At 68.8% G+C, this 8,759-nt stretch carries 8 protein-coding genes; all 8 read left to right on the top strand.

The window, feature by feature from the left end; genetic code table 11:
• Positions 1 to 415: 415 nt before the first annotated feature.
• The 8 genes from LTI14_RS05225 (at position 416) to LTI14_RS05190 (ending at position 8,749) form a co-directional block, all read left to right on the top strand.
• Positions 416 to 1,264, top strand: a complete 849-nt coding sequence (locus tag LTI14_RS05225) for a hypothetical protein (RefSeq protein WP_241475973.1) — start codon at positions 416 to 418, stop codon at positions 1,262 to 1,264.
• A complete protein-coding gene (locus LTI14_RS05220; protein ID WP_241465063.1) occupies positions 1,261 to 2,088 on the top strand; it encodes an HAD-IIA family hydrolase in 828 nt (275 codons plus the stop codon). The genes LTI14_RS05225 and LTI14_RS05220 overlap by 4 nt, the downstream gene beginning before the upstream one ends.
• Entirely contained in the window at positions 2,085 to 2,309 is a 225-nt protein-coding gene (locus LTI14_RS05215) for a hypothetical protein (RefSeq protein ID WP_241475972.1), read from the top strand. Before LTI14_RS05220 ends, LTI14_RS05215 begins: the two co-directional genes overlap by 4 nt.
• Entirely contained in the window at positions 2,306 to 3,115 is an 810-nt protein-coding gene (locus LTI14_RS05210) for a TlyA family RNA methyltransferase (RefSeq protein ID WP_241470925.1), read from the top strand. The genes LTI14_RS05215 and LTI14_RS05210 overlap by 4 nt, the downstream gene beginning before the upstream one ends.
• Before the next feature lie 10 nt (positions 3,116 to 3,125).
• A complete protein-coding gene (locus LTI14_RS05205) occupies positions 3,126 to 4,094 on the top strand; it encodes an NAD kinase (protein WP_241465060.1) in 969 nt (322 codons plus the stop codon).
• Positions 4,091 to 5,962 (top strand): DNA repair protein RecN, encoded by a 1,872-nt coding sequence (gene recN / locus LTI14_RS05200; protein ID WP_241475971.1) that lies wholly within the window; start codon positions 4,091 to 4,093, stop codon positions 5,960 to 5,962. Before LTI14_RS05205 ends, recN begins: the two co-directional genes overlap by 4 nt.
• Before the next feature lie 35 nt (positions 5,963 to 5,997).
• Positions 5,998 to 7,701 carry a CTP synthase gene (locus tag LTI14_RS05195; protein ID WP_241465115.1) on the top strand — a complete coding sequence of 568 codons (1,704 nt, stop codon included), beginning with the start codon at positions 5,998 to 6,000 and terminating at the stop codon, positions 7,699 to 7,701.
• Between the two features lie 73 nt (positions 7,702 to 7,774).
• Entirely contained in the window at positions 7,775 to 8,749 is a 975-nt protein-coding gene (locus LTI14_RS05190) for a site-specific tyrosine recombinase XerD (RefSeq protein WP_241475970.1), read from the top strand.
• Positions 8,750 to 8,759 lie beyond the last annotated feature (10 nt).

The following is an 8,759-nucleotide window of genomic DNA, read 5'->3' as shown; positions in this document are numbered from 1 at the left end:
AGGCCCACTGCGCCGATGGTACTGCACACTGGAGTGTGTGGGAGAGTAGGTCGCCGCCGGACACTATTTGGTAGAGAGGGTTCAAGCCCGGTCCCCTTCGGGGGACCGGGCTTGACCTGTATCCAGGATAGGAATCACGGTCCGCGTCGGAAGAACAAGGCTGCAGCGAGCAGCGATATCTTCCATCAGCAGAGCCCACTTTTACCAACAGCTTTTCGCATTCATTGCGGATCATCATGGCCGTCCGGAGATTCCTCCGGCACGGCCTTTTTTTGTTTCTACGCCGGCCCGATACGTGGTCGCACCGTTCGCGACCTGCGCTTCGCGTCCACAGCAGCTGCCAGGCGTCCTTCACCGCTCAAGGCGGTATCCTGGGATGGCCCTGCGCACGTAATCCAAGGAGAACCACGAACCTATGCATGACGAGTCCTACGGAGACCGCCCAAGGCCCCCGCGCAATCCGCGCGACCTCCGCCGGTCCAACAGCGACGATCGCACGCGTTCTCCTGAGATCGATGAGGATGTCACGGGCAAGGAGCTGGACCGCGCGGCCCTGCTGCAGCTGCGCACCCTCGACGACACGAACCGCCCCTGGGTTGCCAAGCACCTCGTGATGGCGGGCCGACTGGTCGACATCGCCCCTGAAGTGGCTTTCCAACATGCACTCGCCGCCTCCCGCCGCGGGGGACGCCTCGGCATCGTCCGCGAAGCTGTGGGCCTGACTGCCTATGCCGCGGGAGACTTCGCTGAAGCGCTGCGCGAACTGCGCACCTACCGCCGAATCAGCGGAGACCAGACACACCTGCCCGTGCTTGCGGACTGCGAGCGTGGACTCGACCGGCCTGAGAAGGCCATCGAGCTCTCCCAGTCCGAAGAGGTCGCTGGGCTCACCGGTTCCGTACGCGCCGAGATGGCGATGGTCGTCTCCGGGGCCTACACCGACCTCGGTGACCACGCCTCGGCCGTGACCGCGCTGGAGGTTCCGGAGCTGGACATCAACCGCGCCTTCAGCTTCTCCCCACGGCTGTTCACCGCATACGCCGCGGCACTCGAGACCGTGGGCCGCGACGAAGAGGCCCAGCGTTGGCGCGAACAGGCCTTCGCGGCGGAACGAGCACTGGGCTCTGGGGCCTTTGAAGACCCGGAGATCCTCGACTTCGACGACGAACCCGCTGATCTGCCGAAGGTCAAGGACGTGCTCGGCCGCTCCAAGGGACGCCATCAGGACCGCGATCAGGACCGCGGCCGCGGAGGACGTGGATGAGCCTGGGGCTCATCGACTCCTACGACGGGGTCCTCTTCGACCTCGACGGGGTCCTCTACGCGGGACCATCGGCGATCCCCGGCGCCGCGCGGGCCGTGGACGAGCTGGTCCGCCGGGGCATCCCGCGCGGTTACGTCACCAACAATGCGTCTCGCTCCGCTGAACAGGTCGCCGCCCACCTCAATGAGCTCGGGATCCCCGCCCTGACGGAAGAGGTCGTGGGTTCCGCCCCCGCAGGGGTCACCCTGCTGGGAGCGGCGCTCGAGCCCGGGGCGAAGGTGCTGGTCACCGGCAGCGAGTACCTGCGGAACCTGGTGGGGGAGGCCGGCTTCACCGTCGTCGACTCTGCCGCCGAGAAGCCCGCCGCTGTCATCCAGGGATTCGACCCGGGACTGTGCTGGGCCGACCTCGCTGAGGCGGCCTACGCCGTCAACGACGGGGCCCAGTGGTTCGCGACCAACCTTGACCTCAGCATCCCCCGGGAACGCGGGATCGCCCCGGGCAACGGCGCCCTCGTCGAAGCAGTGGGGCGTGCCACCGGGAAGACCCCGACCGCCGCCGGCAAACCAGAACCGGTGATGTTCACCCAGGCCGCGAACACGCTCCAGATACAGCGTCCACTGGTGATCGGAGACCGCCTGGACACTGATGTGCTCGGCGGCAACCGGGCCGGGTTCGACACAGCCCTGGTGCTGACCGGCATCGACACCGCCGCCTCGGCCGAGCAGGCACAGGACGGTATGCGGCCCGACTGGATCCTGACGGACCTCGCACAGATCTTCGACGGGACCCACCGCGCGCTGCAGGAGCGCGTCGGAGCATGACCGGGCAACCGCCGCACCATGCCATGTCCGAGGCCAGCGTCAGCCCCGAACCGACCGTCAGCCCCGAACCCTTCGCCGGCGCTGAACGTACCGCGGGTCTGAGCTCTCCGCGCGGCCAGGAGCTGACCATCGAAGAGCTCGAGTCCGAGATCGCCGAGTCCGAGGCGCTGGTCCAGGACCTGAATCAACGGCTGAAAGAAACCGCCGAGGGCGCTCGATGAACGAGTCACTCCGCCTGGACAAGGCCATGGTCGCCCGCGGCCTGGTTCCCAGTCGCACCCGCGCAGGGCAGCTGATCGCCCAGGGACAGGTCAGCGTGGACCGGGCCGTCATCCAGAAGGCCGCCACCAGCGTGGCCGGGCATCAGACCATCGAGGTCCGCGACCAAGATCCCTGGGTCAGCCGGTCCGCACACAAGCTCGACGGTGTGCTGGTCGCCTCCCCACAGATCCAGGTGCAGGGCCGCCGCTGCCTCGACGCCGGAGCCTCCACCGGCGGCTTCACCCAGGTGCTGCTCGAGCGCGGGGCCCAGCAGGTGGTGGCCGTCGACGTCGGCCATGATCAGCTGCACCCGCAGCTCGCCGCAGATCCGCGGGTGCAGAACCACGAGGGCCTGAACCTGCGCCACCTGAATCCACAGGACCTGGGGGAGCCCTTCGACCTGATCGTCGCCGACCTCTCCTTCATCTCCCTGCGCCTGGTGCTCCCCGCCCTGGCCGGGCAGGCGAGCAAGGACGCGGATCTGTTGCTCATGGTCAAACCCCAGTTCGAGATCGGCCGCGAGAGGCTGGGCCGCACCGGAGTGGTCTCCAGCCCGCTGCTGCGCCGCGAGGCCGTGGAGGCCGTGCTCACCGCCGCCGAGGCCCAACGGCTGCAGCTGGTCGAGATCCACCGCTCCGGACTGCCCGGCCAGGACGGCAACGTGGAGTTCTTCCTCCACCTGCGCAGCACCGAACATGCTGCCCCCGCCTCCGCCGAGGCAGACACCCTCAGGAGCGATAGGCTGGGCTCGGTCGAGTTCGACTGAAGGAGGCTCCATGACCAGAGAGATCCTGCTGCTGGCCCACACGGGTCGGCGCGACGCCGTGGAAGCGGCTGTCACCGTCGCTGAACGGCTGCACAGCGCGGGGCTGCGCCCCGTGATGATGGAGCGGGACATCGCCTCCTTGAACCATGTCATCGGGGACCGGCTGCGTGGCCTGCCGCTGGCGGTGGCCGAACGCGAGGTGCCCCTGACTGACTGCGAAGTCGGCATGGTGCTCGGCGGTGACGGGTCCATCCTGCGCGCCGCAGACCTGGTGCGCGGAGCCGGACTCCCGCTGATGGGCGTCAACCTCGGCCATGTGGGCTTCCTCGCCGAATCCGAACGCACCGAACTCGATGCCTCCGTGCAATGGGTGGTGGACCAGAACTACACCGTGGAGCGTCGGATGGCGCTCGACGTCCAGGTCTGGCACGCCGGACGCCACGTCGGCAGCAGCTGGGCGCTCAACGAGGCCAGCATCGAGAAACAGTCCCGCGAACGCATGATCGACCTGATCATCGAGATCGACGGCCGGCCCGTCTCCGCCTTCGGCTGCGACGGGGTCGTGATGGCCACCCCCACCGGTTCGACCGCATACGCCTTCTCCGCCGGCGGCCCGGTGGTCTGGCCCGAGGTCCAGGCCCTGGTGATGGTGCCCATCTCCGCCCATGCGCTCTTCTCCCGGCCGCTGGTGGCCGATCCCGACTCCATCATGGCTGTCGAGGTTCTGCAGCGTGAGGACGAACAGGGCGTGCTCTGGTGCGACGGGCGCCGCTTCATGGAGCTGCCACCCGGCTCCCGCGTGGAGGTCACCCGTTCCGCCGAGCCGGTGCTGCTGGCCAGGGTGCACCAGACCCCTTTCTCCGAACGACTTGTGGACAAGTTCAACCTCCCCACCACCGGGTGGCGCGGACCGGTCGACCCGGCGAACCAGGTCGAGACCCCCGACGCGTTCCATCGCGGGGAGGCGACCCAGCGGTGATCGACTACGTCACCATCAGCGACCTCGGCGTGATCGAACACGCCGAGCTCCCGCTCAATGCCGGACTCAACGTGGTCACCGGTGAGACCGGCGCGGGCAAGACCATGGTGGTCACCGCGCTGGGACTGCTGCTGGGCGCCCGCGCCGAAGCCACCGCGATCCGCTCCGGAGCGCCGCAGGCCGTGGTCGACGCAGGACTCACCGTGCCTGCGGGTCACCGCTGCGTGGAACTGGCCCGTGAAGCCGGTGCCTGGCTGCAGACTCCCGAAGACACGGCAGACACGGCAGACACGGCAGACACGGCAGACACGGCAGACACGGCAGACACGGCGGGGGCGGAGCCCCCGTCCTCCGGAGACCGCGGCGCCCTCGAGGCGGCAGAAGCATCGAGCCCGCAGCAACAGCGCGGCGAGGTCGAGATCCTGCTCGGCCGCACGCTCAGCGCCAAGGGCCGCAGCCGCGCCAGCGTGAGCGGACGCAATGTGCCGATCGCGCTGCTCGGCGAGATCGGCAGCTCCCTGGTGACCGTGCACGGGCAGAGCGATCAGCTGCGGCTGCGCTCGGCCACCGCCCAGCGCCGCGCCCTGGACCGCTACGCCGGCGCCGAGTTCGCCGCTCAGCTCGCCCAGTACAAGCAGAGGTTCACCGGCTACCAGGCCAAAGTCGCCGAGCTCGAAGAGATCACCACCAACGAGCGTGAACGCCTCCGCGAGGCGGAGCAGCTCCAGCTCGCGCTGGAACAGATCGACGCCGTGGAGCCGCTGCCCGGAGAGGACCACGAGCTCAAGACCGAATCGCTGAAGCTGGAGAACGTCGAGTCGCTGCGCGACGCCGCCCGCTCCGCCCAGCTCTCACTCTCCGGCCCCGACGCTGCCGAGGCGCTGGGCGACGTCCCCCATGCGGTGGCCCTGGTCGAATCCGCCGCCACCGCGCTGGCCGCCGTGCAGGACCAGGACCAGGAGCTGGGCCAGATCGCCGAGCAGATCTCTTCGGTCTCCAGCCTGCTCAACGACGCTGCGTCAGAGCTCGGCATCTACGCCGCGCACCTGGATGAATCCGGCCCCGAACGCCTCGCCGCGGTCCACCAGCGCAGAGCAGACCTCGAACGATTGATCAGGCTCTACGGACCCGACATCGATGCGGTGCTGGGCTGGGCGCAGGAGGCCCGCGCCCGGCTGCACAACCTGCAGTCCGACTCCGACCGGATCGAGGAGCTCAGCGCCGAGATCGATGAGCTGCAGGCACGGCTGTGGACCGAGGCCGAGGAGCTGCGTCGTCTTCGTGCGGAGGCGGGGGAGCGGCTGGGAGCCGCCGTCGGAGCGGAGCTGGCCGCCCTGGCCATGCCGCGGGCGCGGATGGTCCTGGAGGTCACCGCGACCGACGAGCTGGGACCCGAAGGTGCGGACACCGTGGCGATGCTGCTGGCCCCGCACCCCGGGGCGGATCCGCTGCCGCTGGGCAAGGGCGCCTCCGGAGGTGAGCTCTCCCGAGTGATGCTGGCCCTGGAGGTGGTCCTCGCCGAAGGCTCCGACACCGAGACGTTCATCTTCGACGAGGTCGACGCCGGAGTGGGCGGCAAGGCCGCCGTGCAGATCGGACGCCGACTGGCGATGCTCGCGAAGCACCGCCAGGTCATCGTGGTCACCCACCTGCCCCAGGTCGCGGCGTACGCGCAGAACCACATCCGGGTGTTCAAGTCCTCGGTGCGCGATGATTCAGCCTCCGGGGGCTTCACCGCCTCCGATGTCACCGCCCTGGACGAGGAGCAGCGGGTCAGCGAACTCGCCCGGATGCTCGCCGGCCAGGAAGACTCAGAATCGGCCCGCGCCCACGCCCGGGAGCTCATCAGCGGCGCGGCTGCGCCGTAGCTCACGTCCGTGGCACTACATCCACCTCCCGTTCACTGTTAGGATCGAACTCCGTGGTGCAGAGAAACAGTTCCAGGAACCAGAACAGCCTCCCTACTAGTCGACAGATCTTTGTCACGGGGGGTGTGGTCTCCTCCCTCGGCAAGGGTCTGACCGCCTCCTCCCTGGGGCATCTGCTCCGGGCCCGTGGCCTTTCAGTGGTCATGCAGAAGCTGGATCCCTATCTCAATGTGGATCCCGGCACGATGAACCCGTTCCAGCACGGCGAGGTCTTCGTCACCGAAGACGGCGCCGAGACGGATCTGGACATCGGACATTACGAGCGCTTCCTCGATGAGAACCTCGATGGGCTCAACAATGTGACCACCGGTCAGATCTACTCAACCGTCATCGAGAAGGAACGCCGCGGCGATTATCTCGGCGACACCGTGCAGGTCATCCCGCACATCACCAACGAGATCAAGCGCCGGATGCGGCTGCCCGCCGAGGGCAAGGACGCCCCGGACGTGATCATCACCGAGATCGGCGGCACCGTCGGTGACATCGAGTCCCAGCCCTTCCTCGAAGCGGCCCGCCAGGTCCGTCAGGACATCGGCCGGCAGAACGTCTTCTTCCTCCACGTCTCCCTGGTGCCCTACATCGGCCCCAGCCAGGAGCTGAAGACCAAGCCCACCCAGCACTCGGTGGCCGCGCTGCGCTCGATCGGCATCCAGCCCGACGGGATCGTGCTGCGCAGCGACCGTGAGCTGCCGGCAGAGATCCGCGGCAAGATCTCACGGATGTGCGACGTGGCCGAGGACGCGGTCATCAACTGCCCCGACGCCCCGAGCATCTACGACATCCCGCGGATCCTGCACCGCCAGGCCATGGACGCCTACGTGGTCCAGGCGCTGGACCTGAAGTTCAAGGACGTGGACTGGTCGAAATGGTCCAAGCTGCTCAACGTGGTGCACAACCCCGACCATGAGGTCGAGGTCGCGCTGGTCGGCAAGTACATCGATCTGCCCGACGCCTACCTCTCGGTCACCGAGGCGCTGCGCGCCGGCGGCTTCGCGCACAGCACCAAGACCAAGATCCGCTGGGTCGCCTCTGACCTGTGCGCCTCCGAGGAGGGCGCGGCCAAGGCGCTCGACGGCGTGGACGCGATCTGCGTGCCCGGCGGGTTCGGCGTGCGCGGACTCGACGGCAAGATCGGCGCGCTGCGCCATGCCCGGGAGCATGGCATCCCGGCGCTGGGCCTGTGCCTGGGTCTGCAGACCATGGTGATCGAATACGCCCGCAACGTGCTGGGCCTGAGCGAGGCGAGCTCCACCGAGTTCGACCCGCAGACGGCCTACCCGGTGATCGCCACCATGGCCGAGCAGGAGGCCATCGTCGACGGCGCCGGCGACCTGGGCGGCACCATGCGACTGGGCTCCTACGCGGCGAAGCTGACCGAGGGCTCCGTGGTCGCCGAGACCTACGGCAGCACCGAGATCACCGAACGGCACCGGCACCGATACGAGGTCAACAACGCCTACCGCGGGCAGCTCGCCGAGGCGGGGCTGGTCTTCTCCGGCACCTCCCCGGACGGCACGCTCGTGGAGTTCGTGGAGCTGCCCAGGGAGACGCACCCGTACTACGTCTCCACCCAGGCGCACCCGGAGCTGAAGTCCCGCCCGACCAACGCCCATCCGCTCTTCGCCGGTCTCATCCGGGCAGGGCTGGACCGGCAGCTCGCGCAGGGCGGACGCGGCTAGAGTCATGCCCGCCCAGGACGGGTCCACCGCTCCTGATCAGGCACGGGAACGGCACCTCCAGCGACGCGCGGAGGTGTCGTCCTCGTCTGTGGGCGCGGAGATCGAGGACTACCTCACCCATCTGCGGATCGAGCGTGGCTCCGCGGCGAACACGCTGAGCTCCTACCGCAATGACCTGCTGCGCTACGGCGCATTCCTGCTCGAGCGCCGGATCACCGCGCTGCCCATGATCGATGAGACCCTGATCGCTGATTTCCTGCACCGGCTGAGCACCGGCGACGACGGCGGATCGGCCCTGTCCCAGCGTTCGATGGCCCGGGTGCTGGCCTCGGTGCGCGGGGCGCATCGGTACTGGGCGGGGGAGGGCCGGACCACCCACGACCCGGCCAAGCATGTCGCGGCACCCAAGCCGCGCCAGTCCCTGCCCAAGGCGCTCAGCGTTGACGAGGTGTCACGGCTGCTCGACGCGCCGAGCCGGGACACCGAGCTCGGCCGCCGCGACCGGGCGCTGCTGGAGTTCCTCTACGCCACCGGAGCCCGGATCACCGAGGCGGTGAGCCTGGACGTCGATGACATCCACGAGGTCCGCGCCGCCCCTTCCGGCCTCGCGGACGCGACGACGGACGGGCTGGTGATCGTGCGGGTGACCGGCAAGGGCGACAAGCAGCGGATGGTCCCGGTGGGGCGCTATGCCCAGCAGGCGATCAACGACTACCTCACCGCGGGTCGTCCTGGCCTGGCCGCGCGGATCGGGCGGCGCGCGCCGTCGCCTGCTCTGTTCTTGAACAAGCTCGGCGGCAGACTCTCCCGGCAGTCGGCCTGGACCGTGCTGCAGACCCACGCGGCCGCCGCCGAGATCACCCAGGAGGTCTCCCCACACACGCTGCGCCACTCCTGCGCCACCCACCTGCTCGAGGGCGGCGCCGGGATCCGGCTGGTCCAGGAGATGCTGGGGCACGCATCGGTGACCACCACCCAGATCTATACCAAGGTCACCGCCGAGGCGCTGCAGGAGAGCTACGCCACCGCCCACCCGCGGGCGCGCTAGGTGTACTGAG

The sequence above is a fragment of the Nesterenkonia sp. YGD6 genome (assembly GCF_022565895.1).
In the GTDB taxonomy this organism is placed as follows: Bacteria; Actinomycetota; Actinomycetes; order Actinomycetales; family Micrococcaceae; genus Nesterenkonia.
The sequence above is the reverse complement of the archived record's forward strand: the minus strand, read 5'-3'. Positions and strand labels throughout refer to the sequence as shown.